Source organism: Hymenobacter sp. ISL-91 (assembly GCF_018613725.1).
Classification (GTDB): domain Bacteria; phylum Bacteroidota; class Bacteroidia; order Cytophagales; family Hymenobacteraceae; genus Hymenobacter.
The window spans coordinates 178228-203563 of record NZ_JAGGPS010000004.1 but is presented as its reverse complement, the minus strand read 5'-3'; the positions used below and the strand labels follow the sequence as shown (position 1 = coordinate 203563).

Annotated in this window: 29 protein-coding genes; 13 read left to right on the top strand and 16 right to left on the bottom strand. The window is 61.8% G+C overall.

What is annotated here, in order from left to right:
• Positions 1–77 precede the first annotated feature (77 nt).
• Positions 78–560 carry a DUF4293 domain-containing protein gene (locus J7E24_RS01740; protein WP_215134491.1) on the top strand — a complete coding sequence of 161 codons (483 nt, stop codon included), beginning with the start codon at positions 78–80 and terminating at the stop codon, positions 558–560.
• An 85-nt stretch (positions 561–645) separates the two neighbouring features.
• On the opposite strand, the gene J7E24_RS01735 is transcribed toward J7E24_RS01740, so the two are convergent.
• The 6 genes from J7E24_RS01735 to fumC form a co-directional block, all read right to left on the bottom strand.
• Positions 646–1272, bottom strand: coding sequence for a thioredoxin family protein (locus J7E24_RS01735; protein ID WP_215134489.1), 627 nt, complete (start codon positions 1270–1272; stop codon positions 646–648).
• Positions 1273–1427: 155 nt separating this feature from the next.
• Positions 1428–1931 (bottom strand): DinB family protein, encoded by a 504-nt coding sequence (locus J7E24_RS01730; protein ID WP_215134487.1) that lies wholly within the window; start codon positions 1929–1931, stop codon positions 1428–1430.
• 125 nt (positions 1932–2056) lie between these two features.
• Positions 2057–2530, bottom strand: coding sequence for a DUF6970 domain-containing protein (locus J7E24_RS17510; protein WP_251046961.1), 474 nt, complete (start codon positions 2528–2530; stop codon positions 2057–2059).
• Positions 2531–2684: 154 nt separating this feature from the next.
• Positions 2685–3089: a diacylglycerol kinase family protein gene (locus J7E24_RS01720; protein WP_215134485.1), complete on the bottom strand. Its 405-nt coding sequence runs from the start codon at positions 3087–3089 to the stop codon at positions 2685–2687.
• Positions 3073–3669: a GNAT family N-acetyltransferase gene (locus tag J7E24_RS01715; protein ID WP_215134483.1), complete on the bottom strand. Its 597-nt coding sequence runs from the start codon at positions 3667–3669 to the stop codon at positions 3073–3075. The genes J7E24_RS01720 and J7E24_RS01715 overlap by 17 nt, the downstream gene beginning before the upstream one ends.
• A 306-nt stretch (positions 3670–3975) precedes the next feature.
• Positions 3976–5373, bottom strand: a complete 1398-nt coding sequence (gene fumC / locus J7E24_RS01710; protein WP_215134481.1) for a class II fumarate hydratase — start codon at positions 5371–5373, stop codon at positions 3976–3978.
• 215 nt (positions 5374–5588) lie between these two features.
• Between fumC and J7E24_RS01705 the strand changes: the two genes are divergently transcribed.
• Positions 5589–5903, top strand: coding sequence for a hypothetical protein (locus J7E24_RS01705; RefSeq protein WP_215134479.1), 315 nt, complete (start codon positions 5589–5591; stop codon positions 5901–5903).
• A gap of 61 nt (positions 5904–5964) precedes the next feature.
• On the opposite strand, the gene J7E24_RS01700 is transcribed toward J7E24_RS01705, so the two are convergent.
• From J7E24_RS01700 to radA, 4 genes are all read right to left on the bottom strand, one after another.
• The gene (locus tag J7E24_RS01700) at positions 5965–7353 is read right to left on the bottom strand and encodes a TonB family protein (RefSeq protein WP_215134477.1); all 1389 of its coding nucleotides are present in this window, start codon (positions 7351–7353) and stop codon (positions 5965–5967) included.
• The gene (locus tag J7E24_RS01695) at positions 7340–7975 is read right to left on the bottom strand and encodes an RNA polymerase sigma factor (RefSeq protein WP_215134475.1); all 636 of its coding nucleotides are present in this window, start codon (positions 7973–7975) and stop codon (positions 7340–7342) included. Before J7E24_RS01695 ends, J7E24_RS01700 begins: the two co-directional genes overlap by 14 nt.
• Positions 7976–8121: 146 nt before the next feature.
• Complete coding sequence (locus J7E24_RS01690; RefSeq protein ID WP_215134473.1) at positions 8122–9576, bottom strand: TlpA family protein disulfide reductase; 1455 nt, start codon at positions 9574–9576, stop codon at positions 8122–8124.
• Between the two features lie 270 nt (positions 9577–9846).
• Entirely contained in the window at positions 9847–11235 is a 1389-nt protein-coding gene (gene radA, locus J7E24_RS01685; RefSeq protein WP_215134471.1) for a DNA repair protein RadA, read from the bottom strand.
• A 378-nt stretch (positions 11236–11613) separates the two neighbouring features.
• On the opposite strand from radA, the gene J7E24_RS01680 reads away from it, so the two are divergent.
• The 8 genes from J7E24_RS01680 to J7E24_RS01645 all read left to right on the top strand — a co-directional run bounded on the left by J7E24_RS01680 (position 11614) and on the right by J7E24_RS01645 (position 18685).
• Positions 11614–12444: a metallophosphoesterase family protein gene (locus tag J7E24_RS01680; protein WP_215134469.1), complete on the top strand. Its 831-nt coding sequence runs from the start codon at positions 11614–11616 to the stop codon at positions 12442–12444.
• A complete protein-coding gene (locus tag J7E24_RS01675; RefSeq protein WP_215134467.1) occupies positions 12444–13109 on the top strand; it encodes a hypothetical protein in 666 nt (221 codons plus the stop codon). Before J7E24_RS01680 ends, J7E24_RS01675 begins: the two co-directional genes overlap by 1 nt.
• Before the next feature lie 49 nt (positions 13110–13158).
• Complete coding sequence (locus tag J7E24_RS01670) at positions 13159–13614, top strand: SRPBCC family protein (RefSeq protein WP_215134465.1); 456 nt, start codon at positions 13159–13161, stop codon at positions 13612–13614.
• Positions 13615–13709: 95 nt separating this feature from the next.
• On the top strand, positions 13710–14258 hold the full coding sequence (locus J7E24_RS01665) for a hypothetical protein (RefSeq protein WP_215134463.1): 549 nt from the start codon (positions 13710–13712) through the stop codon (positions 14256–14258).
• A 150-nt stretch (positions 14259–14408) separates the two neighbouring features.
• The gene (locus J7E24_RS01660; RefSeq protein WP_215134461.1) at positions 14409–15596 is read left to right on the top strand and encodes a class I SAM-dependent rRNA methyltransferase; all 1188 of its coding nucleotides are present in this window, start codon (positions 14409–14411) and stop codon (positions 15594–15596) included.
• Positions 15597–15753: 157 nt separating this feature from the next.
• Entirely contained in the window at positions 15754–17229 is a 1476-nt protein-coding gene (gene crtD, locus J7E24_RS01655) for a 1-hydroxycarotenoid 3,4-desaturase CrtD (protein ID WP_215134459.1), read from the top strand.
• A gap of 100 nt (positions 17230–17329) precedes the next feature.
• Positions 17330–18022, top strand: a complete 693-nt coding sequence (locus J7E24_RS01650) for a carotenoid biosynthesis protein (RefSeq protein ID WP_215134457.1) — start codon at positions 17330–17332, stop codon at positions 18020–18022.
• 51 nt (positions 18023–18073) lie between these two features.
• Entirely contained in the window at positions 18074–18685 is a 612-nt protein-coding gene (locus tag J7E24_RS01645; protein ID WP_215134455.1) for a TetR/AcrR family transcriptional regulator, read from the top strand.
• Positions 18686–18777: 92 nt separating this feature from the next.
• Here J7E24_RS01645 and rpiB read toward each other — a convergent pair whose 3' ends face one another.
• The 3 genes from rpiB to glyA form a co-directional block, all read right to left on the bottom strand.
• On the bottom strand, positions 18778–19206 hold the full coding sequence (rpiB, locus tag J7E24_RS01640) for a ribose 5-phosphate isomerase B (protein WP_215134453.1): 429 nt from the start codon (positions 19204–19206) through the stop codon (positions 18778–18780).
• Between the two features lie 92 nt (positions 19207–19298).
• Positions 19299–20159: a twin-arginine translocase subunit TatC gene (gene tatC / locus J7E24_RS01635; RefSeq protein ID WP_317195606.1), complete on the bottom strand. Its 861-nt coding sequence runs from the start codon at positions 20157–20159 to the stop codon at positions 19299–19301.
• A 151-nt stretch (positions 20160–20310) separates the two neighbouring features.
• Positions 20311–21603, bottom strand: a complete 1293-nt coding sequence (glyA, locus tag J7E24_RS01630; RefSeq protein WP_215134451.1) for a serine hydroxymethyltransferase — start codon at positions 21601–21603, stop codon at positions 20311–20313.
• Positions 21604–21704: 101 nt separating this feature from the next.
• Between glyA and J7E24_RS01625 the strand changes: the two genes are divergently transcribed.
• Both J7E24_RS01625 and J7E24_RS01620 read left to right on the top strand, forming a co-directional pair.
• Positions 21705–22208 carry a hypothetical protein gene (locus J7E24_RS01625; RefSeq protein ID WP_215134448.1) on the top strand — a complete coding sequence of 168 codons (504 nt, stop codon included), beginning with the start codon at positions 21705–21707 and terminating at the stop codon, positions 22206–22208.
• 83 nt (positions 22209–22291) lie between these two features.
• A complete protein-coding gene (locus J7E24_RS01620) occupies positions 22292–23098 on the top strand; it encodes a hypothetical protein (protein WP_215134446.1) in 807 nt (268 codons plus the stop codon).
• A 32-nt stretch (positions 23099–23130) separates the two neighbouring features.
• Here the strand turns inward: J7E24_RS01620 and J7E24_RS01615 are convergent, their stop codons facing one another.
• From J7E24_RS01615 to J7E24_RS01605, 3 genes are all read right to left on the bottom strand, one after another.
• The gene (locus tag J7E24_RS01615; protein WP_215134444.1) at positions 23131–23826 is read right to left on the bottom strand and encodes a metallophosphoesterase family protein; all 696 of its coding nucleotides are present in this window, start codon (positions 23824–23826) and stop codon (positions 23131–23133) included.
• A 180-nt stretch (positions 23827–24006) separates the two neighbouring features.
• Entirely contained in the window at positions 24007–24234 is a 228-nt protein-coding gene (locus J7E24_RS01610; protein WP_215134442.1) for a hypothetical protein, read from the bottom strand.
• 111 nt (positions 24235–24345) lie between these two features.
• Positions 24346–24846: a hypothetical protein gene (locus J7E24_RS01605; RefSeq protein ID WP_215134440.1), complete on the bottom strand. Its 501-nt coding sequence runs from the start codon at positions 24844–24846 to the stop codon at positions 24346–24348.
• 121 nt (positions 24847–24967) lie between these two features.
• Between J7E24_RS01605 and J7E24_RS01600 the strand changes: the two genes are divergently transcribed.
• Complete coding sequence (locus J7E24_RS01600) at positions 24968–25225, top strand: 4a-hydroxytetrahydrobiopterin dehydratase (RefSeq protein WP_215134438.1); 258 nt, start codon at positions 24968–24970, stop codon at positions 25223–25225.
• Positions 25226–25336: the final 111 nt, after the last annotated feature.

The window sequence follows — 25336 nt, the reverse complement described above, 5'->3', positions numbered from 1 at the left end:
GTTTTTCTGGTAGCAGTTGGCTACTTTTGTCGTCCCGCAGGGGCGTTTTTAGTCAGCCGAAAAGTCAATCCACAAAGATGATACAAAGAATCCAAAGCGTATTTCTGCTACTGCTGGCCCTGTCCATGCTTAGCGTACTGGTGGTACCCATCTGGACTAAAACCGACCCCGCCAGCCAGGGAACGGCGCTGCTAACGGCCTTTACGCTCAGTTTCACGAGTGCCGCGCCGGGTGGCAGCACGCTCGGCGCTACCAATACTTGGGCCATTGCAGCATTGGCCTTGGCGTCGGCGGCCGTGGCGTTGTTTTCCATCTTCCAGTTCCGCAACCGCTTCAATCAGCTCAAGCTGGGCATGGTCAACTTCCTACTGATTGTGGGCACCATTGCCGCCAACTTCTACTACTCCAGCCAGGGCGAGCAACTGCTCAATATCAAGCTCATCGGTACGTTCGAGGCCGGGTTCTACCTGCCCACACTGGCCCTGATACTCAATCTGCTGGCCAGCCGCTTCATCCGGCGCGACGAGCGGCTGGTTCGCAGTATGGACCGGTTGCGGTAAGATAAACTGGTAAGATGACGTTCAAACGGCCCTACCTGCGCAAGTGGCGCAATCAGGCATCTCGAACGTCAACTCACCATCTCACCTATAGCCCACGCACCAGCGTCAGGAGTTCGTGCTGGATGGCCTGGGTTTTATTGTGGGCGTACCAGCCGTGGACTTTCTCGGCCATTTGGTCGTGGTCGACGCCGGCTGCCTTCAACTCCAGAACTAGGTCCTGGGCCTCGGCAGGGCGCGGTCCCCAGTTGGTTACTTCGGTGCGGGTATCGGGGTGCAGCACCAGCAGCTTCGGGATGGCGCGGCCGCCGTTGGTGAGGTACTGATCCATCAGGTCCAGGTTTTCATCGCGTAGCAAGTAGTATGTGCTAATGCGGCCGTTGCTGGTCTGCGCCATTTTTTCGAGTACGGGTACAATCTGAGCCGCGTCGCCGCACCAGCCTTCCGTGATAATCAGCCAGGCATAATTGCGCTCCAGGGCTTCCAGCGCCTGCTGCAGCTCGGGCAGCAATTCCGCTTTCTTATCGAGACGCTGCATGCGCTGGATGTTGAGCTTGGCGTAAGCCGTCAGCTCGGGCGACTGGGTTTCGCCGGTGGTCTGGTCCTTGGCCATCAGCTCATCAATCAGCTGGCGGTACTGAGCATAGGTGTAGGCGGCGGCAAGGCGTTCGGCGCTAAGCACGGGCGGCTGGGCCGGAGTAGGAGGGTTGGGCATGGGAGGGAAGGGACGAGGAGTGGAAACAGGAGCGTAGCAACTGCTACGGAGGTTTTGCCTAACAAACGTAAAACCCTTTCGGTTGGCTGTCCGAGCCGCCCGAAAGGGTTTTGCGTTTGCTTGCTGCCACCTGTACGTGGGCCGCTCGGGCTGGGCTACAGGGTGGGCACATCGGCGGCGGCCGCCTTCGCCGACAGCTCGCGGCAGTAGGTGATAAAATCGGTATTGATAGGCTCTAAGCCGGCGGCGCGTAGCTCTTTGGCCACCTGGCCTCGGTGGTAGTTGCCGTGGATGGGCATGTGCGTCAGGATATCGGAAACCTGACTCGTGAAACCGTCGCCGGCCGAGTTGGTGTACGTGATAAGGCGGTTCAGTTCGGTTTCGTCGGCCTGCTGGGTGTACTGATGGAAACGTTCCGAGGTCTGCTCGTGCCAGTGGTGCAGGCCGGCCAGGTCGTGCTCCTGCCACACTTTTACGGGGCTGGCTGTATTGGTAAGGCGCGCCAGCCAGATAGACTGAGCGTTGAGGGCGTGGCTGTAGATGCGCATGCCACCGGCCGGCAGCGTAGCGCCCTGGGCCACCAGGCTGTCGAGGTGGGCAAGCAGCGTTTCGTTGGCCCACACGTTGTAGGCGCCGAGCTTTTCGATGGTATTAATCATGTTGCTGGAAGTGTGATGGAAGCCGGGGAAGTTGCAACCCGGCCGCACGGAGTAGATAAAAGTGGGGAGGACACAAAACTACAGCATCCCGCTTCACCTGTTGCCGGTTGTGGCGCTACGGAAAGTTACCGCGGGTCTTTCCACACGAGCTGCTCCTCGGTGCGGGCCTTGGTAAAGTCGGGGCATTGTCCGTCGCCCTTGCCCGTCAGGCCACCGTCGGGGTGGCAGAGTAGCTTGCCATCGGCGGCATACAGGTTGCTGAACTGGTCGCAGCAGCCGGCCGTTTCGAAATACACTGTGGCGCCCTTGTATTGGTAGCTGTATACCTGAATGGGCGGGTTGGCCTTTTTGGCTTCAAAGTGCGCCTTGATCTTGTCTTCGAGCCAGGCCGGGCGCTTGGCCGTGCTGAAGGCCGGCTCGGGGTTGGGCGAGGGCTCAATGGTGTTGGCGCTGGTGGGCGCGGGCGTCGATACGCCGTTGGCGTTGCCCGACTGCGGTGGATCGGTGGGCGTGGTGAGGGCTACGCCGCGCTGGCAGGCCGTGGTAGTGGTAAACAGGACCGCCGCCAGGCCGGCCGTCAGCAGAAAAGAGGTTCGCATACAGGCAGTGGGCGGCGGAAAAACGGCCCTTGCCAGCAACTGCCGGTAAGCCGCCGCGCGTCCCAGCCATGGTACGAAGCCCCGCCGTAGTTCGTTGGCCGGAACTGGAATCCGGAAGGCGCAGCATGCTCTGAATGACCGTCCTTGCTAACGCCTAAAAAAAATACGGCCCGAACACCAGCATACCTACCACCAGCGCGGCCAGGGCCATTGCCAGCACGGCGCCGGCGGCTACGTCCTTGGCGCGGCCCGCCAGCGGGTGGTACTCCGGCGACACCAAGTCGACGAAGGCCTCAATAGCCGTGTTCAGCAGCTCGGCGCACCACACCGCACCCACACTCAGGGCCACGGCCGCCCACTCCCAGCGCGCCAGCCCGCAGTACAGCCCCAACCCCAGCACAACAGCTGTGGCGGCAGCATGAAACCACAGGTGCACCTCGGTGCGCAGGGCTGCCCCCACGCCCCGCACCGCGTGGCCGAAGCTGGCTGCTCGCCGCTGCAGCACTGTGGGGCGCCCGGAGCCGGCGGCGGGCGGCGGCAGCTTAGGTACGGTCGTCATCGGTCTGGCGGAACACGCGGGCCCGCAGCTCGTCCCAGTCGGGGCGGATGACGCTGAAAATGACCGTGTCACGCCGCACACCGCCCTGGGTGTAGCGGTGGCTGCGCAGGGTGCCTTCCTCGGTGGCCCCCAGCCGGCGCATCGCCTCGCGCGACTTGGTGTTGCGGGCGTCGGTTTCCAGCTCTACCCGCTCGCAGCCCAGCACATCGAAGGCGTAACGCAGCAAGAGGTACTTGCAGGCCCGGTTCAGGCCGGTGCGCTGAAACTCGGTGCCCAGCCAAGTGTACCCAATGCTGATGCGCGCTTCCTCGGCACTGACGTTGTAAAAGCTGGTGCTGCCGGCCGCCAGCCCGGTTTGTTTATCAATAATGAGCAGCGGGTAGCGCAGGCCCCGCTCGCGGCCGTCGAGGGCCTGGGCAATGTAGGCGGCCAGCCCAATGGCATCGTCGGCGCGGGTGAGGGTATAGGCCCATAGCTCGGGGTCGGCGGCTACCGACAGCAGCGACTCGTAGTCAGTCGTTGCCAGGGGGCGGAGTTGCACCCGCTCGTTTTCCAGAATAATGTCGTGCGTGAAATCCATAGCAGCAATTTACGGATAACGCGACGATGGGGGCAAAAACGAAAGCCGCCACCCCATGTGGGGCGGCGGCTTTGGGCCGGACAACTGAAACGCCGGTCAGCTTGGGCTGTGGAGGTCGGTGTAGGGGCGGGGCTTGTCCCCCGCCGTTCGCGCCGTTGCAACGGGAATCGTTCAACTTTAATCGTTCAACGGCGGGGGGGGACAAGCCCCGCCCCTACATAGTTTTTTGCAACTTTGGTTTAGTAATCGTTCAACGGCGGGCGGGGACAAGCCCCGTCCCTACACCGACCTCCACCGCCTGCGTTTCTACATGCCTACCATCTCCTCGGGCTTCATCCAGGCATCAAAATCTTCGGCTGTGATGTAGCCGAGCTGGATGGCGGTTTCTTTCAGGGTCGAGCCGTTTTTGTGGGCCGTCTGGGCAATTTCGGCGGCTTTGTAGTAGCCGATGTGCGGGTTGAGGGCCGTTACCAGCATCAGGCTGCTGTCTACGTGCTTCTTAATGTTAGCCTTGAGCGGCTCGATGCCCACGGCGCACTTATCGTTGAAGCTCACGCAGGCGTCGCCAATCAGGCGGGCCGAGTGCAGGAAGTTGTAAATCATCATCGGCTTGAACACGTTCAGTTCGAAATGGCCGTTCATGCCGCCGATATTGATAGCCACATCGTTGCCCATTACCTGGGCCGCTACCATCGTCAGGGCCTCGCACTGGGTGGGGTTCACCTTGCCGGGCATGATGCTGGAGCCGGGCTCGTTGTCGGGGATGTACAGCTCGCCGATGCCGGCGCGCGGGCCCGAAGCCAGCAGCCGGATGTCATTGCCGATTTTCATCAGCGAAGCGGCCACTGTTTTCAGCGCGCCGTGCGACTCCAGAATGGCGTCGTGGGCAGCTAGAGCCTCAAACTTGTTTTCGGCCGTGATGAAGGGCAGGCCCGTGAGCTGGGCAATGTGGCGGGCCACGTTTTCGGAGTAGCCGGCGGGCGTGTTGATGCCGGTGCCGACGGCCGTGCCGCCCAGGGCCAGCTCGCTCAGGTGGGCCAGCGTGTTTTTGATGGCGCGCAGGCCGTGGTCGAGCTGGCTTACGTAGCCCGAAAACTCCTGGCCTACGGTGAGCGGGGTGGCGTCCATCAGGTGCGTGCGGCCGATTTTTACCACCTGCATGAACTCCTCGCTTTTGGCGCGCAGCGTGTCGCGCAGCTTCTCGATGCCGGGGATGGTGATTTCCAGCAGCATTTTGTAGGCCGCAATGTGCATGGCCGTCGGGAAGGTGTCGTTGCTGCTCTGGCTCTTGTTTACGTCGTCGTTGGGGGCCAGAAACTTCTTCTCGTCGGCGAGGCTGCCGCCCTGCAGCACGTGGCCGCGGTAGGCAATTACCTCGTTCACGTTCATATTGCTCTGGGTACCCGAGCCGGTTTGCCACACCACCAGCGGAAACTGGTCGTCGAGCTTGCCTTCGAGGATTTCGTCGGCCACGCGGCCAATCAGGGCAGCTTTATCGGCGTCGAGGATACCGGCTTCCTGGTTGGTGAGGGCGGCGGCTTTTTTGAGGTAAGCAAAGGCGCGGATAATTTCCTTGGGCATCCGGTTGATGTCCTGGGCAATCTGGAAGTTGTCGATGCTGCGCTGGGTCTGGGCGCCGTAGTAGGCGTCGGCTGGTACCTGCACGGTGCCCATCGTGTCTTTTTCCTGGCGGAACTGGGTCATAATCAGCAATAGAAAGGTGATACATGAGGGAAAGCCCTGGGGCAAAAGTACACAGCCCGGCGCGAGTCGCCCAAAAATGCCCTTCGTGCGCCTGCCAGGCCAGTGGAAGCCTATAAAAAAAGAACCGGCCACCCGCGCCTCATCCTCGTAGAACCTCCTGACACGGGACCAGTCTGGCTCCGGCGTTTCTACTCTATTCAGCAGTACCTCATCCCATGAAAAAGACTTTCGAAGACGAATCCGACGCTCTGGCCACGCCCGGCCACCAGCCGACCACCAACCAGCCGTCGGCCATTACGCCGCCGCACACCGAAAACAAGGAGGCTCCCAAAGACCGCCCCAGCGGCAGTGCTTCCGACTCCGGCACTTCCGACTCCGGCTCTGACGAAGGCACGCCCGTGCCCACCGAGGGCAACGGCGCCCCCGACTACAGCAACGTGCAGGTAAAAACCGAGCCCGACCTGCCCACGCCCGACAAAGCCGGCGGCAGCGCCACCGCCCCCGAAAGCGGCGGCGGCTACAGCGGGTAGTTTTTTAGGGAAGTCAAAGAGAAAAAGTAANNTTTACTTTTTCTCTTTGACTTCTAAGGGGCTACTTCTCCAACGAAAAGGGCACGTTGATTTCAACTTTACGGGCTGTGCGGCGGCCGTTCTGGGCTCCCGGAAACCAAAGAGGTCCTTCTTTCAGCAGCCGCACGGCCTCCGCGTCGCACTCGGGCGAGAGGCGGCGCACAATTTTGATGTCGGACAACCGGCCGTCGGTACCTACCACAAATTGCAGCCGTACAGTACCCTCCAGTTTCCGGTCGCGGGCTTTTTCGGGGTAGTTGAGGCTGTCGCGTAGGTATTGCTGAAAGGCAGGGTAGCCGCCGGCTGGCAGTGGCCCCAGGCTGGGCAGGCCGGGCGGTGGTTCGCGCCGCACCACCACTACCTCGCTAAGCTGTTTGGTGTCGGGGGCCAGCGCCAGGGTCAGGGTCGAGTCGGTGGGCTGCAGAAAGCGCGTCTGGGTGGTGTAGCCAATGGAACTGACAGCCAGCTGCCGGTTGCCGGGCGGCACTGTCAGGGCAAACTTACCGTCGGCATTCGTACTCGTTCCCGTAGTAGTGCCGGGCACCAGCACCGTTGCGCCTGGCAGGGGCTGGCCGGCCGTATCCACAATGCGGCCCTGCACCGTGCGCCCTGGGTGCGCCACCGAAGCTGCGGCCCGAAAAGCTTGGGCTTTTTGGGGTGGCTCCGCAGTGCGGGCGTTGGCAGCCAGCTGGCCGGCGGAAGCCGTCCGGCTCCGGGCGGCCGCATACGACGCCAGTGCCGCGGTGTCTGGAGGGGCGGCGGCAGCTACCGCAGCCGAAATGGCCGCGGTATTCGGAGGGTTGGCTACATCGGCTGCTTCAGGCGTAGCCGTAGCCGCAGTTGCCTGGGCGGGCTTTGTACGGGCCGCCGATTTGATTGCCGGTACAGTTGCCAACGCTGGCCGGGGTGGCCGGGTAGGTGGCAGCACAACTGCTACCTCGGGGGCCGCAGCCACGCTAACTGCCGGTTCAGTAGAAGCAACTGCCGGGGCCATACTACCGCGGGGTTTTACTGCAGTTTGAGGCAAATGCACAGCCATTTCGGGCCGGACGGCCGGGCGCAGTACCAGCCAGGCCACGGTGCCCAGCACTAGCAACAGCGCTGCTGCCGCTGCCAGGGGCCGCCACCACAGGGGGCGCACTACGGTTTCGGTGGGGGCCTCCCCAGCCAGTTCAACCACGCGGGTGTGCAGCCGCTGGCGCAAATGGGCCAGGCTGGCATCGGTAACGGCGGCGGGCTGCATTTCCAGGCCTTCGAGTACCTCGGCGCACTGCTGGCATTCGAGGGTGTGGGCCTCCACGGCGTGCTCTTCGGAGCCGCTTAGCTCGCCAGCCACGTACCGGCGCAGCAACTCCGTCGGCAGGTGCCGGGCGGAGTGGGGGACGGGCGTAGGGTGATTAGGACGAGGCATCGGGGGCGGCTTGCAGGTGGCGGCGCAGGTTACGCTTGCCGTTCTGGAGGTGGCTTTTTACGGCCTTCAGGTCGAGGCCGGTAAGGGCGGCCACTTCGCGGTAGCTTTTCTTTTCGAGGTAAAACAGCTCCAGGCATTGGCGCTGATCGGGGGGCAGCTCGGCGAGGGTGCTTTCGAGGCGCTGCAGTTGCTGTTCGTGCTCCTCGGCGTCGGTCGCCTCGTCGGCTGCGTCTTGCTGATGCCGGGCAGCGGCCAATTCCATACCGGCGGCATCGGGAAAGTGTACCACCAGCGCCCCGCCGGCCGCGGGGCCGGCCCGCAGCCGGGCCCGTAGCTGCATCAGGCAGTGGTTGCGGGCCGTGGCGTGCAGCCAGGCCGGAAAGTTCTCTACCTCATGCCGCCGTAGCTTCTCCACCAACTGCTCGAACAGCTGCATCACGGCATCCTGCGCATCGGCCTCGCTGGGCAGATAACGGCGCGCTACCGCCAGTACGGCCACCATGTGCCGCTCGTATAGCATCCCCACATCGTGCACGTCGCCCGAGGCACGGTAGCGCGCCAGCAGCACCGCATCGGTGGGCGGCACAACGGCAGCAGGCGCAGGGCGGCGGCGGAAGAACATGGCGGGAAGATAGGGGCCGGAGCGTAGAAGTTAGTACGGAGTAGTGAGTAGCGAGAAGTGAGACGCTCGTGCCGACTTCCCTGCTTTCCAGGGTGCCTGCACGAGCGTCTCACTTCTCGCTACTCGCTACTCCGTACTAACCCCAGCTACTTTTTTTCCAGCGTGCTGCTGTAGGTGTTCGCCTTGCCAAACGACTCCTTGATTTCGTCGACGGCCGCGCGGCTGCTCAGGCGTTTGGGGCGGGTGTTGAGGAAGGTGCCGTCTTCGGCCAGCAGGAAATACGTGGGCACATCCTGCACGCCGTAGGAGCGGGCCACGGCCGAGCGCAGGCCTCCACCGGCCCGCACGTGCGTGCCCGGCAGTTTCTTGGTAAGAACCAGCTGCTTCCAGGCACCCTCATTCTCGTCAAGCGCCACGTTCAGAAACACAATGTTCTTGCCCTCGAAACGCTTGGCCAGGTCGGCGGCGTACGGCAGGTCGCGCAGGGCCAGGCCGCTGGTGGTGCGCCAGAAGTTGAGGTACACCAGCTTGCCCGCAAACTGCCGCAGGCTGGTCGTATCGCCGGTGGTCGAAACCAGCCGGAAATTGGGCGCCGGGGCACCGATGGCGAATTCTTTATGGAGCTCGAAATCGGCTTTCAGCACCGGATAATACTGGTTTTTCGGGTCTACGGCGCGGTACTCATCCAGCATAGCCGCCGACTGCTTGATGTGGCCAAAGCGGAACGACTCCTTGAGGATGCGGCCCAGCACGATGGGCTTGATGGAGCCGCTGAGTCGCTGGCTGGCCAGCTCGTAGCACTTCTGGTAGAAATCGGGGTCGGTGCGCTGCTTGCCGCTGCTGGTAGCTAGGTGGTGAATGTAATTGAGCAGAAACTCCTGGTACAGGCCGTTGCGGCTGGCCGAGGCATTCTCAATCAGGCTTTTATCGTTGAGAAAGTCGTAGTAAGTAGGCGACATCTTCAGTCGGCCCTCGGTGGCTACCACCTGCTCGCGCAGGTCCTGAAACGTGAGCCGGTCGTTGGCATAGCTGTAGGTAATGCGGGCCTGTACGAAGTCTTTAAACGCCTGGCTGAGGCCGTCGGCGTTAGCCTCCAGGAATTTCAACTCCTCCTTGCGGCGGTAGTCCAGAAACTCCAGGAACGGCACCTCATAAAACATGATGTTGTCGGGCAGTACCTGGAAACCTTCGTTTTCCACGAATTTGGCTTCCATCTCGGCCAGAAAGGCATTGGCCTCGGCTCCGCGGCCTTTATAGCGAACAGTGCCTGCCAGGTCGTTGCTCTTGAAGCGTACGTCGAGCTGGTTGCCGGGCTCCACAAACAGCTCCGTTACATCATCGGCGTACACCAGCTCGGCGCGGGTGGGGCCCTGTACGGGTAGGGCCAGCCGAAATTCGCCCTTGCTATCAACGCGGGCGTACGTGATTTGCTCCTGGGCCTCCAGCGGGTTTTCGCGCACCGATACTGCTACCGTATCACTGCTGAGGCGGCCACTTACCTTGCCTGTGAGCACCACGGTGCCCTGGGCCTGCCCAAAGAATGGTACCAGCAACAGGGCGGCCCAAACGGTAATCGGAAGAAGCGAAAAACGATGCGTCATCGGGCGAAAACAAGAGGCTGGCTACCGGTGGCCCACTCCTGATAGAGAAGCGGATGGGTCGCGGTAAAAGTCAATTTCAAAATCGAAGATACGTTGGAATAAACCACAACGGCCAACAGCACAGAGTAGTTTTTTTGCCGGGTCAGGCAAAACAGCCAAAGTTTTGTACGTGTTCGATTTTGAGCGGTACCGACTCCGGAAAATATAGGATTTTTATAACCGTGTTGTAGTTGGTTTAGCTGCAGCCGACAGACGCGCTATGGGGCCGGGTCAGCCAAACAAGCCCGTCAGTACCTCATCAAGCCGGCCCGCCGGATGCACCCGAATACCGTAGCGGGCTAAATCGAGGCCCTTGGCATTGAACTGCGAAATGTACATTTCCGCAAAACCCAATTTTTCGGCCTCGCCCAGCCGCTGGTCGAGGCGGCTCACGGCCCTTATTTCTCCGCTCAGGCCTACCTCCGAAGCTAGGCATATTTCGCCCCGGATGGGTACATCATTCAGCGAGCTGACTACGGCCGCGCACACGGCTAAGTCCAAGGCCGGGTCTTCGAGGCGCAGGCCGCCGGCAATGTTCAAAAACACGTCGTGCTGGCCTAGGCGCAGGCCGCTGCGCTTCTCCAGCACGGCCAGCAGCATTTGCAGGCGCTTGCCATCGAAGCCGGTGGCCGAGCGCTGCGGAGTGCCATAGGTGGCCGGCGTTACCAGGGCCTGCACCTCCACCAGCAGTGGCCGGTTGCCCTCCAGCGTAGCCCCAATGGCCAGCCCGCTCAGGATTTCGCTGCGCTGGCTGAGCAGGATTTCGCTGGGGTTGCTTACCTGCCGCAGCCCGGCGCCCTGCATCTCGTAAATGCCCAATTCGGAAGTTGAGCCAAAGCGGTTTTTTACCGTGCGCAGAATGCGGTAAGTCAGGTGCCGGTCGCCCTCAAACTGCAGTACGGTATCCACCATGTGCTCCAGAATTTTGGGGCCGGCAATGGAGCCATCCTTAGTAATATGGCCGATGAGCAGCACCGGCACGCCGGTATCCTTGGCGTACTTGAGCAGCTCGGCGGTACACTCGCGCACCTGGCTCACCGAGCCCGCGCCCGACTCGACCAGGGAGCTGTGCAGCGTCTGGATGGAGTCGACCACCACCACGTTGGGCTGGAGCTGGTCGATCTGGCGGAAGATGTTCTGAGTGTTGGTTTCGGTGAGGATGTACAGGCCCGGCTGCTGGCGGCCCAGGCGCTCGGCCCGCATCTTGATCTGCTGCTCGCTTTCCTCGCCACTCACGTACAGCACCCGCAGGCCGTTGAGCTGCATGGCAATCTGGAGCATGAGCGTGCTTTTGCCGATGCCTGGCTCGCCGCCGATGAGCACCAGCGAGCCGGGCACCAGCCCGCCGCCCAGTACCCGGTTCAGCTCGTCGTCGTGCGTATCGAGGCGCGACTCTTCCTCAAAAATAATTTCGCCCAGCGGCTTGGGTTTGGCCGTTTTGGAGGTGCCACCCACCGACGAGGACGCTTTCCAGGCGTTGGCCGCCGTGTTGGGGTCGGTTTTCGTAACTACCTCCTCCACATACGTGTTCCACTCGCCGCAGCTGGGGCAGCGGCCAATCCATTTGGCCGACTGCGCGCCGCAGTTCTGGCAGAAATACAGGGTTTTTATCTTGGCCATATCCGGCAATAAAAATCAGAAGGAAGAAAACTAATAAATGCAGCACAAAGCTAAAAGGTTTGGCAGCAAACGGCTTGATCTGTCAGGAACTGGGCTGTTGCTGGTGCCGCCAGCCGTATGCACCAGCGAACCAGCACAGAGCGGCAGGAAAAAATAACAGAAACTCAACTTTTCTTCAGCCTATCCGGGGCTTTGGTTTTGCACGGCCAATTGGGTGCAATGAGGCTTTATGCCGGAAACGAGACAGTCTGAACATCGGTTTACCAGGTCTGATACAGGTTTGGAGCTTAACAAAGAGGTGCTGTAAAGGGTATACAACTCCGCCCGTCGTGCAACGGTTGTCGTTTTGCGGCCCGGGATGCGTATCAACCAACCAGCATGTTTCCTTTTTTCTCTTCCTCCTTTCTGCGGAACGCATTCGTTGGGGCCCTGGCCGCCGGCCTGAGCGCCTGCGAACTGGTGGAATTCAGCCCCAACGACCACCGCGCCCGCGCCGACCAGAAAGACCTGACGGCCAAAAACCTGGCCCGCCTGATTGCTGCGCCCCTGCCCCCCGGCGACACGCTGCGCTTCGTGTTTAGCGGCGACTCGCAGCGGTTCTACGATGATGCCCAGGACTTGGTGCGCAGTGTCAATCAGCAGCCCGGTGTGCAGTTTATGCTGATTAGCGGCGACATATCCGACTTCGGGCTGGGCCGCGAAATGCGCTGGATAGACAACGAGCTGCGCAAGCTGAAAATGCCTTACCTGACCGTCATCGGCAACCACGACCACGTTGCCAACGGCCGCGAGGCCTACCAGGAAATATTTGGCCCTCTGAACTACTCCTTTGTGTACGCCGACACAAAATTTGTGCTGATTGACACGAACAGCCGCGAGTACAACTTCAATGGCCGGGTGCCCGACGTGCCCTGGCTGCGCGGCCAGCTGGCCGACCTGAACGGGGCCAGCCGCTCGGTGGTCATCAGCCACGTACCTCCCCAGGATGGTGATTTCGACCCGAACCTGCGCGACGCCTACGCCGGAACCCTGCGCGAAACGTCCAGTCTGGTATTCGAAATGAACGGCCACCGCCACGATTACAGCGTGGGCCAGCCGTTCAACGACGGCGTTACCTACGTTAACTCCTACGATTTCGAGAAGCGAAAGTACCTCATCGTGACGGTGTTTGGCGACAAGCAGTTCCGGCTCAAACAAGTGTCTTTCTGATGGCCCCGACCTTCCTATTGGCGGCGCTTTTAGCCGCTCCACCAACCACCCCTGATCTTAGCGGCCCTACCGCTTCTGCCGATTCGGTGGCGGTGGCCGTGGTGCCGGCTACTCCAAACATTGCACGGCCGGCCCGACCGGGGGTGGCTCACTATCAGCCGCGCCACCTGCTGCTGCAAACCGGCGGCGGGGTGGGTATGCTGAGCCTGGGCGGCGGCCTGAGCTTCGCCCGTCGTCGCCTCGACCTCGATGCGCTGGTGGGCTATGTGCCGGCCCGGCATGCGGGTACGGCTCTCACTATTGCCACTGTTAAGGTGAAATTTGCTCCCTGGCAGCTGCCGCTGGGTGGCTCCGGGCTGGCTCTCACGCCGCTGGCCGTGGGCGCTTATGGCAGCTACACCTTTGGGCTGCGCAACGCCGGCAAAGAGGGCCAATACCCCGACGATTACTACTGGTGGTCGCGCACTGTGCGCGTGGGGCCGGTACTGGGCAGCAGCCTGAGCTACGCGCTGCCCGATGCCGCTAACGGCCGCGCCCGCCGCCTCACGGCCTACTACGAGCTGGCCACCAACGACCTGTACGGCGTTAGCTACTACCTCAATCGTCGGGCTCTCTCGCTCACCGATATTGCCACGCTGGCCCTGGGCCTGAAGCTGGAAATGTAGCCGCGCCAAACAACCAAAACCCGCGTCCCAATCATCAGGTTAGGCTGTTATGAACGTATACCTGCGTACCCATGTAGCCGCCGCGCCCGCCGACGTCTGGGAGGGTTTCACCCGCGAGTTGTTTCTGGCCCTGGCTCCGCCGATTCCGCCGTTTAAGCTGCTGCGCTTCGATGGTTGCCGGCGCGGCGACGAGGTGCACCTGGAGCTGGGTGCCGGCCCGCTGCGCCAGGGCTGGACTTCGCTCATTACCGATAACGGCATCACGGCCAATGGCACCTACTACTTCGTGGATGAGGGCGACCAGTTGCCCGCGCCGCTACGCTACTGGCAGCACAGGCACCTGATGCAGCCAGCGCCCGGCGGCGGCACCTACATCGTGGAAGATCTGGAATACCGCACTGCCTCGCCTCTGCTCGACCGGCTGCTATGGCCGGCCGTGTGGGCGCAGTTTGCCTGGCGCCGGCCCATTTACCGGCGTTGGTTCGGGGTGCCTGCCGCCGAATAACGGTGGCGTTGGCGGCTGCCGGGCAGCGCGGGTGGGCAGCTTGCCGTATAGGGCCCAACGGTCCGCGTATCTTGCCGCCCCTCAGCCCGACACCTATGCCTTCTTCTGCTGCTTCTGCCCGCCGTTTTCTCATCTCCTGCTGCGCTGCAGTCGGCCTGCTGGCCGCGGCCGGCGGCTGTCGTAGCGGCCAGTCGGCCTACCAGTTCCGGCCCGGCCCGGCAGTAGCCCACGCGCCCCGCCCAACGGCGGCCACCCAGCCGCCGCCCGCCGTAGCGCCCGTACCGGCCGCCGCAAAGGTTGAGGCCCCCGTCGCCCGGCCATCCGTTGCTGTCCGTTTGGTACGGCGGGCGCCCGCCCATAGGAGCCCGGTGCCCCCGAAACACTTGGCGAAGCGGCTACCGCAGATGGGTAGGTTAGCTTATGGGGCCGCATTGCAGCCGGTAAGGCGCCGCGCAGGCACCACCGATGGCGTACAGGCCGTGGCTGAAGTAGGGTTGGGTACCACGGTACTGGGGGTGCTGGGGCTGGTAGTTGGGCCGATTTCGCTGATTGGCCTGCTGATTTGGGGTGGCCCGGTGTGGGCCGTGCTGCTGGGCCTGTCGGCGCTGGCGGTGCTGGTGGCCTACATCGACCCGTTTCGGTAGGAGTGGCGGCGTGGGCGGGCGTACCTTTGCGCTTTCGTTTCGATAGGAAAGCTTGCCGGCCACCCGTTGCGCAGTTCTTTTGAAGAAACACCAATTCAATTCTTACACGAAAGCTAACAGCTAGCCGCTGATAGCTCACAGCTCAGAAATATGGCCACCGTTACGCTCAAACCCGGAAAAGACCAATCCTTGCGCCGCCGCCACCCGTGGGTATTTTCGGGGGCCATTGGCCGGATGGAAGGCGAGGTAACTGAGGGCACGCCCGTAACGGTGCGCGCCGCCAACGGCGAGGTGCTGGGCGTGGGCCACTATGCGCCCGGCTCCATTGCCGTGCGCCTGCTCGATTTCGGCCCCGATGCGCAGCTGCCCGACGCCGCGTTCTGGGAAAACCGCCTACGAAACGCCTACCAGCTGCGCCAGGGCCTGGGCCTCACCGGCACCGGCAATACCGACGTCTACCGCCTCACCCACGCCGAGGGCGACGGCGTGCCCGGCCTTATTATCGACGTGTATGGCGACACGGCCGTGGTGCAAACCCATAGCGCGGGCATGTACCAATCGCGCCCGCTGATTGCCGCGGCGTTGCAGGCCGTGATTCCGGGACTGCGGGCCATTTATGATAAAAGCGCCGAAACCGTACCCGCCAAGGCCGCGCCGGGCGCGCAAAATGGCTACCTACTGGGCGAAAGCAGCGGCCAGGAGCACATCGTGCACGAAAACGGCCACCCGTTTGCCGTGGACTGGGAAACGGGCCAGAAAACCGGGTTCTTCATCGACCAGCGCGACAACCGCAGCCTGCTGGCCCGCTACGCGCCCGGTCGCCGGGTACTCAACACGTTTTGCTACACCGGCGGCTTCAGCTCCTACGCCCTGCAGGCCGGCGCCGAGTTGGTGCATTCCGTCGACAGCAGCAAGCGGGCCATTGAGCTGACCGAGCGCAACGCCGAGCTCACCGGCCTGGCTCACAAGCATGAGGCCTTCGCCGAAGACGTGTTCAGCTTTATGAAGCAGCACCGCGACGAAAAGTACGACCTCATCGTGCTCGACCCGCCCGCCTTTGCCAAGCATCTTTCGGCCCGCCACAACGCCCTGATGGGCTACAAGCGCCTCAACGCGGCTGGCATCAGCCAGATTGCGCCCGGCGGATTGCTGTTCACCTTCAGTTGCTCGCAGGTGGTGTCGCCCGAGCTGTTCGAGGGCGCAGTGCTGGCCGCTGCCATCGAGGCCGGCCGCCCCGCCCGCATCCTGCACCGCCTCACTCAGCCCGCCGACCACCCCGTAAGCCTCTTCCATCCCGAAGGCGCCTACCTGAAAGGGCTGGTGCTGGCTGTGGAGTAGGGGTTTGGGAAGAACTATGTTGAACAGGTAGGGGCGGGGCTTGTCCCCGCCCGCCGCTCAACGGTTCCGTTTGGCTTTGTTTAACGACCCATTACCAAACCGTTTAATGGCGGGCGGGGACAAGCCCCGCCCCTACCAGCTAACAGCTCAAAACAACATGCAAACAACTGCCATTATCGGGGCCGGCATCGGTGGCATTGCTACGGCGGTGCGCCTGGCGGTGCAGGGCCACCGGGTGGTGGTGTTCGAGGCCCAGGAGAGCTTCGGCGGCAAGATGCACCAGCTGGAACTGCCCGGCGGCTACCGCTTCGACGGGGGACCTTCGCTGTTCACGCTGCCGCACCTTGTGGATGAGCTGTTTAAGCTGGCCGGCCGCCGGCCCGAAGACTACTTCCGCTACCAGCGCCTCGACCCGATTACCGAGTACTTCTTCGCCGACGGCACCCGGGTTACGGCCTGGGCCGATGCGGGCAAATTTGCCCACGAAGTGGAAGCCAAGCTGGGCACTCCGGCCGCCGACGTGCGTGCCTTTTTGGCGCGCAGCGGCCGGGCCTACGACGCCACGGCAGGTACGTTTCTGCAGAAAAGCCTGCACAAGGCCGGCACCTACCTCAGTCCCGAAGTGCTGAAGGCGCTGGCCGTGCTGCCCCAGCTGGGCCTCACCAGCACCATGCACCAGCGCCACGAGGCCGCCTTCCCCGACGACCCGCGGCTGGTGCAGCTCTTCGACCGGTTTGCCACCTACAACGGCTCCGACCCCTACCAGGCCCCCGCCACGCTCAGCATGATTCCGCACCTGGAGCATGGCATTGGGGCATTTTACCCCGAGGGGGGCATCTATGCCATTGCTCAAAGCCTCGTGCGGCTGGCCCAGGAGCTGGGCGTGGAGTTTCGCTACAACGAGCCGGTACGCGAAATAACCACCGAAAATGACCGCGTAACCGGCCTGCGCACCGACCAGAATACGTACCCGTTTGGGCAGGTGGTGAGCAATATGGATGTGGTGCCCACTTACCGCCACCTGCTGCCCACCCAGCCCGCGCCCGAGCGCACGCTCAGTCAGCCCCGGTCATCGTCGGCGCTTATTTTTTACTGGGGCGTGGCCCGGCGCTTTCCCGAGTTGGGCGTGCATAACATCTTCTTCTCCGAAGACTACAAGCGCGAGTTCGAAGCCATTTTTCAGCAGCAAACCATCAGCCCCGACCCCACGGTGTACGTCAACATCACGAGCGGCCACACGCCCACCGATGCGCCCGAAGGCCACGAAAACTGGTTTGTGATGGTGAACGTACCCCACGACCAGGGGCAGGACTGGCCCGCGCTGGTGGCCCAGACCCGCGCGGCCGTGCTGCGCCGGGTAAGCCAGGCGCTGGGTACCGATATCGGGCCGCTCATCCGGGCCGAGCACGTCTGGGACCCGCCGGGCATTGCGGCCCGCACCTCCTCGTTTGGGGGGGCTTTGTACGGCAGCTCCAGTAATAACACGCTGGCGGCGTTTCTGCGCCACCCCAATTTTTCGCGGCGGCTGAAAGGGCTGTACTTTTGCGGCGGCTCGGTGCATCCCGGCGGCGGCATTCCGCTCTGCCTGCTCTCGGCTAGTATCGTTTCCGACTTAATTAAAAATGAAAAGTGAGAAATTAGAAAATGACTGTCTAATCCCTTCTCTGCCTGCAACGGATGGATAGCTACCGGCTCATTTTTAAATTCTAATTTTTCGCTTCTGATTCAACCCCATGCCCGAATATACCCAACACCCTACGGCGGTAGCTCCAGTGGCCGCCGGCCGCGCCGAGCGGCAGCAACGGCGGCTGCGCTGGGCCCAGGGCATCCTGCTGCTGTTCCATGTTACGGGTTTCGTGGGGCTGGCCTTTTCCGGATATGAGGAGCTTTTCCTGCGCTTCATGCCCCTCACGCTGCTACTCACGCTGGGGCTGCTGCTGGCTTTTCAGCCCCGGCGCACGGCCGCCTTCTGGAGTTTCTGCGCCGTTATTGCCTTCATGGGCTTCTTTGTGGAGGTGGTGGGCACCCGCACGGGCCTGCTGTTTGGCAACTACGCGTATGGCGCCTCGCTGGGCATCAAGTGGCTGGATGTGCCACTGCTCATTGGCGTGAACTGGGTGATTGTCACCTACTCGGCCGGGGTGCTGGCCACCTACCTGCCGGTGCCGGGCTTTGTGCGAGCCATTGCGGCGGCGCTGCTGATGGTTGGGCTTGATATTTGTATCGAGCCGGTGGCCGTGCGCTATGATTTCTGGACCTGGCAGTACGATGTTATTCCGCTGCTGAATTTCAAGGGCTGGTTTGTGGTGAGCCTTATTTTTCAGGTTTACTTCAACCGGGTCGAGTTCAGTAAGCACAATGCGCTGGCGCCGTTTGTGTACCTCATACAGCTGCTGTTTTTCTTTGGTTTGGGTATGCTGCTCTGAGGAAAAGAGGCCCAGACGCATGCGTAGACGCGCTTTTACTTACCCATTGCTATGGAGCAGCTTGTACGCCAACAGATGATAGACCGCGCCGCCACACTATTCCGCGAGGTAGGGGTACGCCTGCCCCACGAGGACCAGTTGGCTGCCGAGCTCGACTGTACCCCTGCCGAGTTTCGGGAGGCCTTTGGCTCGAAGGAAATGCTGCTGTGCGCCGTAACCAGGCACAATTTGGCCCGTCAGCGCCAGGAGCATACCGAGTTGTTTGCCAACCTCGATACACCTGCCGAGTGTTTGGTGGGTCTGCTTCGCTACAGCCTCAACGAGCTGCGCCAGGCTCCGCACTACGATTACCACATCATGCGGACGCACTATCCGCTGTCGTGGCAGCTCATTTCTGAGCACCTGCGCGACTACATGGGCGCGCTGCTGGTGCGTTTTCTACAGGGCGGCATCAACCAGGGCCAGTTCCGCTCCCACCTCGATGCCCGCCTGGTCGCCCACATCATTCTGGCGCAGTTCAGTCTGGTACTGAACGAGGAGATATTTCCGCCCGATGAGTCGAATCTGGCGCTGGTGTACCGCAATATTTTTGAGCCCTACGTGCGGGGCCTTTGTACGCCTGCCGGGCTGCAGGCTACCACCACCCATTTCGAGCGGCTATAGCAGCGGCTGTGATAGTAAAAATGCTGATGGGGGATGAAACGAGAGGTTACCTAAACCTCTCGTTTCATCCCCCATCAGGATATATCTTGTTGCTAACACGCAATTTTATCCACCCGGTTTTGGTGGCGGCCGCCTTCAAAGGCAGTGTTGAGAAACTGGCTGGTAATGGCGCGGGCGGCTTCTTCGCTCACAAAACGGGCCGGAATGCACAGCACATTGGCATTGTTGTGCTGCCGGGCCAGCGCGGCCAGCTCGGGCTCCCAGGCAATGGCCGCCCGGATGCCCTGGTGCTTATTGGCCGTGATGCAGACGCCATTGGCTGAGCCACACAGCAGCAAACCCAGCGCAAACTCCCCGCCTTCCACGGCCGTGGCCAGCGGATGCACATAGTCGGGGTAGTCTACCGAGTCGGCCGAGTGGGTACCGAAGTCCTGCACCTCGTAGCCGTTGTCGCGCAGCCACTGCAACAGCATCTGCTTGTAGTCGAAGCCTGCGTGGTCGGAGCCGATGGCTAGTTTCATGGGGTAATGTTTTATTGAGTTGCAAGCTTTCAGCTACAAGCCGCAAGCTTTCTGAACGGGCTTGCGGCTTGTAGCTGAAAGCTTGTGGCTGTTTACTCCGCTACTCCCTGATTCTCGGCCAGCTGGGCGTTAAGGGAGGCGGTGCGGTTGCGCGTTACGATGCGGGCAATATTGATGCTCAGCTCGTAGAGCAGGATGATGGGGATGGTAACAATGATTTGCGAGGTGACTTCGGGCGGCGTGATGATGGCCGCAATAACCAGTACCACCACAATGGCGTGCTTGCGGTACACGCGCATGATTTCGGGCGTAATCAGGCCGGCTTTGGCCAAAAAGAACACAATCATCGGCAGCTCGAACACAAAGGCGCACGACAGGCTCATGGTCGTGAGCGTGCTCAGGTAGCTCTGCATGTCAATCTGGTTCTCGATGCTGGCATCGACCACGTAGCCGGCCAGAAACTGGATGCTCATGGGCGCGGCAATGTAGTAGCCGAACAGCAGGCCGGCAATAAAGAGCAACGACACGAAGAATACCGCCCCGCGTGAGTTCTGCCGCTCGTGCGGGTACAGCCCCGGCTCGATGAAGCGCCACAGCTCCCAGAACAGGTACGGAAAGCCCAGCACCAGGCCCACGATAAAGCTCGTGCTGATGTGCATGGTCAGCTGCCCGCTCATCTCGCGGTTCTGGATAACGAACCCGATTTTATCGATGCACAAACCCGGCGCACCCAGCAGGGCTGCCAGCTTGCACGACATACGGTAAGTCCAGAAATCGGACCGCGAGGGGCCCAGCATCAGGTCGTGGAAGAGGAAGTCCTTGGAGAAAAAGGCTCCGAGGGCAAATACCACCACGGCAATGGCCGCCCGGATAACGTGCCAGCGCAGCGCCTCCAGGTGGTCGATAAACGACATTTCCTGCTGATTGCCCAGCACGGGTTGAGTTGCAGACACTTAGTGAAGGTGAAGTATACGGTAGAAAGTTGGAGGCCAGAAAGAGTGCCGGCAGTGGCAGGAAGTTGCTTTCCTGCCACTGCCGGCTGCCCGGTTCAGCAAGCCCTAGATACGCGGCTTACGTACTTTCAGACTTATTGGCCTGTAATCTTTAGGCGAAGAGCGGATACTGCTGCATCCATTCGTTTATTTCGCCGCGCACTTTGGCCAAGTGGGCGTCGTCGGCGTTGTGGGTTAGGGCCTCGTCGATAAACTCTACGATGCGCACCATATCGGGCTCGGTGAGGCCGCGGGTGGTAACGGCCGCCGAGCCGATGCGCATACCCGACGTTACGAAGGGCGACTTATCGTCGAAAGGCACCATGTTTTTATTGATGGTGATGTCGGCCTTTACAAGCGTGTTTTCGGCCAGCTTGCCGGTCAGGCCCTTGCTGCGCAGGTCAATCAGCATCAGGTGGTTGTCGGTGCCGCCTGAAATCAGCTCGTAGCCGCGCTCCACAAACGCGCCGGCCAGCGCCTGGGCATTGGCAATTACCTGGCGGGTGTAGTCGGCATAGGTGTCAGTAAGGGCCTCGCCAAACGCCACAGCCTTGGCCCCGATAACGTGCTCCAGCGGCCCGCCCTGGGTGCCCGGGAACACGCCCGAGTCGAGCAGCGCCGACATCATGCGGGTTTCGCCCTTGGGCGTCTTCAGCCCGAAGGGGTTTTCAAAGTCGCGACCCATCATAATCAGGCCGCCGCGGGGGCCGCGCAGGGTTTTGTGGGTGGTGGTGGTTACGATGTGGCAGTGCTGGAACGGGTTGTTAAGCAAACCCTTGGCAATCAGGCCCGAAGGGTGCGAAATATCGGCCAGCAGCAGCGCGCCTACCTCGTCGGCGGCTTCGCGCAGGGCCTGGTAGTCCCAGTCGCGCGAGTAGGCCGAGGCCCCGCAGATGATGAGCTTGGGCTTTTCGCGGCGGGCAGTTTCCTTTACTTTCTGAAAGTCGATGAGGCCGGTTTCCTTCTCGACCCCATAAAAGGAAGGCTGATACAGCTTGCCCGAGAAGTTCACCGGCGAGCCGTGTGTGAGGTGGCCGCCGTGGCTCAGGTCGAAGCCCAGAATTTTGTCGCCGGGGTTGAGAATGGCCAGCATCACGGCGGCGTTGGCCTGCGCGCCCGAGTGCGGCTGCACGTTCACCCACTCGGCCCCAAACAGCTCCTTGGCCCTATCAATGGCCAGTTGCTCAATCTGGTCGACCACTTCGCAGCCGCCGTAGTAACGCTTGCCGGGCAGGCCCTCGGCGTATTTGTTGGTCAGGATGGAGCCCTGGGCCCGCATCACCTGCTCCGAAACATAGTTTTCGGAGGCAATGAGTTCAATTCCGTGGGTTTGCCGGGCTTTCTCCTGCTTGATGAGGTCGAAAACGGCGGTATCGGGGGCGAGAATGCGGGCTTGAGTTTCCATATCTTCAAAGGTAAGGCGAAGCGGTGAATGAGTGACTGGGGTAAAGGAGAGAATAACAGTTCACGTACTCATTCCTCCATTCCCGTTATCTTGCCCTTCTTATGGATACACCCCAGCAACTTGCCGAAGTCCTGACGAGCCTTCGCGTGGGCAACCAGTCGTTTCTGGTGCAGTTCTACGAGCAGAACCGGACGCTGTTTGCTCGCTGGGCCCGGCGCCAGCACCAGCTGGATCCGCCCGCTGCCCACGAGCTGCTGCGCACCGTACTGGTCGAGTTCTACGACCAGGTAGCCGATGGCCGCCTGACCAAGGTGCCCGATGATGTGCGTGCCTACGTGTATGGCCTGGCCGACGAACAGGTGCGCGCCGCCCGCACCACCGCCCGGCTCCCGGCCCACGAAAACGGCCGCCGGCAGCACCTGCTGGCCCTGTTCCGCACCCTGGGCCTCGACTGCCAGAAGATGCTGATGTATTTTTATTTCCGGGGTTACCACTTCGAGAAAATGGCTGGCAAAATGGGTTTCGCCAACGCCAACGTAGCCCGGATGCAGAAGGCGGCCTGCCTGCGCAAGCTGTACGAGCTGCGCCTGCGCGCCACTGTGTAGTATCGTTGCATTGCGCTTCTGCGTAGCTTAGCTCCGGCGCGCTCCGCCTTCCATTTATCTGCCCGCTGCCATTTTCTGCCTTTATGCCCCTGCCTGCTCCCGACCTGCGCCCTTACCTGGAAGAGCTGGAACGCTTTGCCGACGGCCAGCTGAGCGCCGCTGAGCAGGAGGCTTTTGAAGCCCGGCTCGAAACCGACCCGGCCCTCTACCAGGCCTACCAGCAGTACGAGCAGCTAACGGCCGACCTGCGTTGGGTGGCGGGCCACGAAACCCTGTACCAGCGCCTGCTGGCCCTCGACCAGCGCCTCGACCAGCGCCAGCTGGCCCTTTCGCGGGTGCGGCGGCGGCAGCGCGAGCAGCAGCGCCGCTGGGGCGTGCTGGCGGGCGGCTTGCTGCTGATGCTACTGGGTTTGTGGCTGCTGTGGCGGCCCGTTACGCCCTCGGCCGCCAATAGCTGGAACCGCTACTATCAGCCCGAAACCGCCCTGTCCGATTCGGTGGTGCAGGAAGCCCAGCGGCCGTTGTTGGCGGAAGCCATGCGCCTCTTCCGCGAAGAGCAGTATCAGCCGGCGCTACAGGTACTGCAACGCATTCCGACCAACGCCATCGGCCAGGATACACTTACTTATTACAATGGCATCTTCCTGCTGAGCCAAAACGACCCCGAGCAGATTCAGGCGGCCCAGCCGTTTCTGAGGCGGGTGGCCACGCAGGCCAGCTCGCCGCTGGCGGGCCGGGCCCGCTACCATCTGGGCATGGCTTACTGGCGCAACCAGCAAACCACAGCCGCCCGCAACACCCTGCGCGCCGTGTCGAACGACCCGCGCAACCCTTACCAGGCCGCCGCCCGCCGCGTGCTGCGCTCCGATGTGCTGAAGGAGCAGGAGTAGGGTAGGCGATACTGTCCTCCCTGCATCTGATTCTAGCGTTTCGCAATCGGGTAGTCGGGCTCGATGTTGGGCTGCAGCGTCAGTTCGTGGGTGTCGAGGTTGAAGGCAGCCAGGTGGCGCAGCTCGGGGTTGTGGCGGTACACGCAGCCAGTATCGAGGCAAATGGCGCCCGGAGCGTGGGCCAGTCGGCGCTGCACCTCGGCATGGGGCGTAGGTACGTGGCCGTGTAGCAGCTGCCGGCCCTGCAGGCGCGAGGCATCAAACACAAAGGCTTTCGTATTGAGCATGGTGGGCCAGTCGCGGCGCATCGCGGCGGCGGACAGGCGAAAGTCGTAGCCGGCGTGTACCAGTGTCCAGCCGGGAATATCGAGTTGGTGGGGCAGGTCGCGGAGCCAGCGCAGGTAGGGCAGGGGCAACTGCTGCGGGTCGGAAATGCCAAAGCTGTGCAGCGTCAGAGCGCGCTCGGTAGTGCTGAGCCAGGCTTGTTCGGCACGGCCCTCGGCGGCATCGAGCAGTTCCTGGTCGTGGTTGCCGCGCAGGCACACTACCCGGTAGCCCTGGTCGGGCAAAGCCATCAGGTAGTCGAGCACTCCACGGCTGTCGGGGCCTTTGTTCACGTAGTCGCCCAAGAAATACAGCTCGTCGGCGGGGCAGAGCGGCAGCCGCGCCAGCAGCGCGCGCAACGTCAGCAGGCAGCCATGAATATCGGTGAAGGCATAGCGGGCCATGTGTCAGGTGGTTAACTGGGGGTTATTGGCCGTTGGCCGAGGCTGAATGGTAGGCAATGGCTGGTGATGGAACAAGCTGACAGGGCGGCGCGAAACCGCTATGGTACCCAAAACCACCCTATGCCAAACGAGCACCCATCTGCATGGGTGCTCGTTTAAATGGTCGGCTTGCGGCAACGCTTAGCTGTAGGCCGGCTTGTCGATATCGGGCTTGTCGTAGTTGCGGTTGGGGTTGTTGGCGAGATGAGGCGGAATTTCATCCAACCCATCCTCGGTATACTCATCGGCAAGGTCCTTTTGGCCGTCGCCGGTGGCGAGGGGCTTGCTGTTTGGGTCGGCTTTGCGCTGGCCCTGGCCTGCGGGGTCGCCACTATTTTCCGGCGACTGTTGGTTGCTTTTAGTAGACATAATAAAGATGTTTATGGTTAGCTATTGGCTGATAGCTGCTGGCTATTAGCTTCTTGTGTTCTGTCCAAAGCTATCAGCTAATGGCTATCAGCTAACAGCTTAAAACAAAGCCTACTGGTCGATGGCCGTGTCTTTGGCGTCGGGGTCAGTGAGGTCGGCGTTGGTGCCCTGGCTGGCGAGCCTGGCGTTGGATGGTGGGTTAGCCTCCATCTGGCCCATGCCCACGCGCGAATCGGGGTCTTCCATCTCGTCGGGGCCACGGCGGGCATCGTCGCCGTCGAGCTCATCGACGGGGCGGCGGGGCTGCTGGGTGAGGTGTCGCTCGGCGGGCATATCCTGGTTTGGGCGGTCGGGGCGGCCCTCCTCGGTGGTGCGCATGTTATCGTGCGGCGGGGCAACCTTGTCTTCGTTCTGGTTCATCGACACGGCCGTAATGCCGTCGGAGCTGTCGGTGCCGTAGCCCTGCTTACCCTCGCGGTTGCCAAAGCCGCCGCGGGCGTCCTCGTTCTTGGGCGGGTCGGCACCGGGCACAATGTGGCCGGCTTCCATTTCCTGCTGCGAAGTATCGTCGTTGATGACGCGCACGGGGCGGTCGTTGGGGTCGGTGGCCATAGTTGTTTCGAGTTGAGGTGGATAGGTGGGCGTTTGGTAAAGTGTACTGTGGTTTGCGGGTTTGGGTTTAGCTTTGGGTCTGCCCTGTCCTCCTCTTCTTCCTTCCAAACCCCAACCCGCCATGTGGACCGAACAAGACAATGCCCTCTGCAACACCTTCCGTTTCAAAGACTTTAAAGTGGCCTTCAGCTTCATGAGCGACGTGGCTGAGGAGGCCGAGTTCCAGAATCATCACCCTTGGTGGAGCAACGAGTACAACACCGTCAGCTTCCGCCTGCGCACCCACGACGCGGGCAACACCATCACCGACAAAGACCGGCAACTGGCCGCCGCCATCGACCTGCTGGCCGCCGAGTACGGCGGGGTAGAAGCCGTTTAGTTGTCAGTTGCTCGTTGTCAGTTGCTCGTTGTTAGGGTGAACATCATTCGCCCTAACAACGAGCAACTGACAACTGACAACCGACAACCAACCACTAACCGGTACCTTTGT

What these genes read in the sequence shown, in the direction of transcription:
- J7E24_RS01740 (WP_215134491.1), top strand. Translation starts at nt 78, where the DNA reads ATGATACAAAGAATCCAAAGCGTATTTCTGCTACTGCTGGCCCTGTCC.
- J7E24_RS01735 (WP_215134489.1), bottom strand. Translation starts at nt 1,272, where the DNA reads ATGCCCAACCCTCCTACTCCGGCCCAGCCGCCCGTGCTTAGCGCCGAA.
- J7E24_RS01730 (WP_215134487.1), bottom strand. Translation starts at nt 1,931, where the DNA reads ATGATTAATACCATCGAAAAGCTCGGCGCCTACAACGTGTGGGCCAAC.
- J7E24_RS17510 (WP_251046961.1), bottom strand. Translation starts at nt 2,530, where the DNA reads ATGCGAACCTCTTTTCTGCTGACGGCCGGCCTGGCGGCGGTCCTGTTT.
- J7E24_RS01720 (WP_215134485.1), bottom strand. Translation starts at nt 3,089, where the DNA reads ATGACGACCGTACCTAAGCTGCCGCCGCCCGCCGCCGGCTCCGGGCGC.
- J7E24_RS01715 (WP_215134483.1), bottom strand. Translation starts at nt 3,669, where the DNA reads ATGGATTTCACGCACGACATTATTCTGGAAAACGAGCGGGTGCAACTC.
- fumC (WP_215134481.1), bottom strand. Translation starts at nt 5,373, where the DNA reads ATGACCCAGTTCCGCCAGGAAAAAGACACGATGGGCACCGTGCAGGTA.
- J7E24_RS01705 (WP_215134479.1), top strand. Translation starts at nt 5,589, where the DNA reads ATGAAAAAGACTTTCGAAGACGAATCCGACGCTCTGGCCACGCCCGGC.
- J7E24_RS01700 (WP_215134477.1), bottom strand. Translation starts at nt 7,353, where the DNA reads ATGCCTCGTCCTAATCACCCTACGCCCGTCCCCCACTCCGCCCGGCAC.
- J7E24_RS01695 (WP_215134475.1), bottom strand. Translation starts at nt 7,975, where the DNA reads ATGTTCTTCCGCCGCCGCCCTGCGCCTGCTGCCGTTGTGCCGCCCACC.
- J7E24_RS01690 (WP_215134473.1), bottom strand. Translation starts at nt 9,576, where the DNA reads ATGACGCATCGTTTTTCGCTTCTTCCGATTACCGTTTGGGCCGCCCTG.
- radA (WP_215134471.1), bottom strand. Translation starts at nt 11,235, where the DNA reads ATGGCCAAGATAAAAACCCTGTATTTCTGCCAGAACTGCGGCGCGCAG.
- J7E24_RS01680 (WP_215134469.1), top strand. Translation starts at nt 11,614, where the DNA reads ATGTTTCCTTTTTTCTCTTCCTCCTTTCTGCGGAACGCATTCGTTGGG.
- J7E24_RS01675 (WP_215134467.1), top strand. Translation starts at nt 12,444, where the DNA reads ATGGCCCCGACCTTCCTATTGGCGGCGCTTTTAGCCGCTCCACCAACC.
- J7E24_RS01670 (WP_215134465.1), top strand. Translation starts at nt 13,159, where the DNA reads ATGAACGTATACCTGCGTACCCATGTAGCCGCCGCGCCCGCCGACGTC.
- J7E24_RS01665 (WP_215134463.1), top strand. Translation starts at nt 13,710, where the DNA reads ATGCCTTCTTCTGCTGCTTCTGCCCGCCGTTTTCTCATCTCCTGCTGC.
- J7E24_RS01660 (WP_215134461.1), top strand. Translation starts at nt 14,409, where the DNA reads ATGGCCACCGTTACGCTCAAACCCGGAAAAGACCAATCCTTGCGCCGC.
- crtD (WP_215134459.1), top strand. Translation starts at nt 15,754, where the DNA reads ATGCAAACAACTGCCATTATCGGGGCCGGCATCGGTGGCATTGCTACG.
- J7E24_RS01650 (WP_215134457.1), top strand. Translation starts at nt 17,330, where the DNA reads ATGCCCGAATATACCCAACACCCTACGGCGGTAGCTCCAGTGGCCGCC.
- J7E24_RS01645 (WP_215134455.1), top strand. Translation starts at nt 18,074, where the DNA reads ATGGAGCAGCTTGTACGCCAACAGATGATAGACCGCGCCGCCACACTA.
- rpiB (WP_215134453.1), bottom strand. Translation starts at nt 19,206, where the DNA reads ATGAAACTAGCCATCGGCTCCGACCACGCAGGCTTCGACTACAAGCAG.
- glyA (WP_215134451.1), bottom strand. Translation starts at nt 21,603, where the DNA reads ATGGAAACTCAAGCCCGCATTCTCGCCCCCGATACCGCCGTTTTCGAC.
- J7E24_RS01625 (WP_215134448.1), top strand. Translation starts at nt 21,705, where the DNA reads ATGGATACACCCCAGCAACTTGCCGAAGTCCTGACGAGCCTTCGCGTG.
- J7E24_RS01620 (WP_215134446.1), top strand. Translation starts at nt 22,292, where the DNA reads ATGCCCCTGCCTGCTCCCGACCTGCGCCCTTACCTGGAAGAGCTGGAA.
- J7E24_RS01615 (WP_215134444.1), bottom strand. Translation starts at nt 23,826, where the DNA reads ATGGCCCGCTATGCCTTCACCGATATTCATGGCTGCCTGCTGACGTTG.
- J7E24_RS01610 (WP_215134442.1), bottom strand. Translation starts at nt 24,234, where the DNA reads ATGTCTACTAAAAGCAACCAACAGTCGCCGGAAAATAGTGGCGACCCC.
- J7E24_RS01605 (WP_215134440.1), bottom strand. Translation starts at nt 24,846, where the DNA reads ATGGCCACCGACCCCAACGACCGCCCCGTGCGCGTCATCAACGACGAT.
- J7E24_RS01600 (WP_215134438.1), top strand. Translation starts at nt 24,968, where the DNA reads ATGTGGACCGAACAAGACAATGCCCTCTGCAACACCTTCCGTTTCAAA.